Origin of the sequence: Psychrobacter sp. FME5, assembly GCF_014861375.1 — a bacterium.
Taxonomy (GTDB): Bacteria; Pseudomonadota; Gammaproteobacteria; order Pseudomonadales; family Moraxellaceae; genus Psychrobacter.
Window position 1 is genome coordinate 1 of the sequence record NZ_RRYX01000240.1, and the last position, 943, is coordinate 943.

At 32.9% G+C, this 943-nt stretch carries 2 protein-coding genes; one reads left to right on the forward strand and one right to left on the reverse strand.

Features of this window, described 5'->3' with window-relative positions; all coding sequences use genetic code 11:
• Positions 1-279, forward strand: a 279-nt coding sequence (locus EI161_RS14470; RefSeq protein ID WP_192524318.1) for an IS30 family transposase, incomplete at its 5' end; no start/stop codon positions are given.
• A gap of 21 nt (positions 280-300) precedes the next feature.
• Here the strand turns inward: EI161_RS14470 and EI161_RS14475 are convergent.
• Entirely contained in the window at positions 301-885 is a 585-nt protein-coding gene (locus EI161_RS14475) for a hypothetical protein (RefSeq protein WP_192529976.1), read from the reverse strand.
• Between the last annotated feature and the right edge of the window lie 58 nt (positions 886-943).

Here is a 943-nt window from a genome sequence, read left to right on the forward strand (position 1 = left end):
AAGACCATTACCTCTGACAATGGTAAAGAGTTTGCTCAGCATAAGAAGGTGAAACGAAAGCTCTTTACTTCCTTCTTCTTTGCCGATGCTTATGCGTCATGGCAGCGAGGAACCAACGAGAATACCAACGGATTAATCAGAGAGTTCTTGCCTAAGGGTTGTGACTTTAGACAAGTCTCTGATAATGAGATACAGGACATTGAGAATAAACTAAACAACAGACCAAGAAAACGCTTAGGGTTTAAAACGCCCAATCAGGTGTTCTATAATATAATTTAGCGTTGCACTTGGTGTGTTAATCTAAGTATTATAAGAAGTATCTAAACTTAAAGTATCTAGACTCTCACCCATTCTTTCCTTAAAAATAGAACTAATCATTATTTCGTTAAATTCTTCAATAAATTTTTCAAAGTTATCGTAACACTGTTTTTGAAACAAAAAAGTATACTCATCTATCATATCTCCTTTTGCTTCATGCCCTGTAAATGGATCAAGAATTTTAGGCATATAAACAATATTCCACGGAGCAGTAAAAGCAAAAACGTTTTTTGTACGACCAAAAACATGCGAAATTTGATAATTTCTAATCAACTCTAGTTTAGAACTTTTTGTTTTAGAATATCCCGTAAGTGCTCTAATTAGTTTTGCTGGTTCTGAATTATTTGTTGGATCTTTTTCAACATGATAATTATTAATTAACCTTTCATAAAACGCCTGGAACAGATGTGTGCCACTTGCATCACGACCAAACCCACGAATGAATACTTTCTCATTACTATAGATACGATTTTTCAAAAGATTCCATTCAATCTCTGCTTTATCATAAGAGGAATAAATAGTTTCTTTAAGACCGAAATTAAAAAACTGCTCTTTAGATATAGTCAATCTCACCTAAAAGTGTTATAAACTAATTATCAAACCCAATTGTTACCATAAACACTAT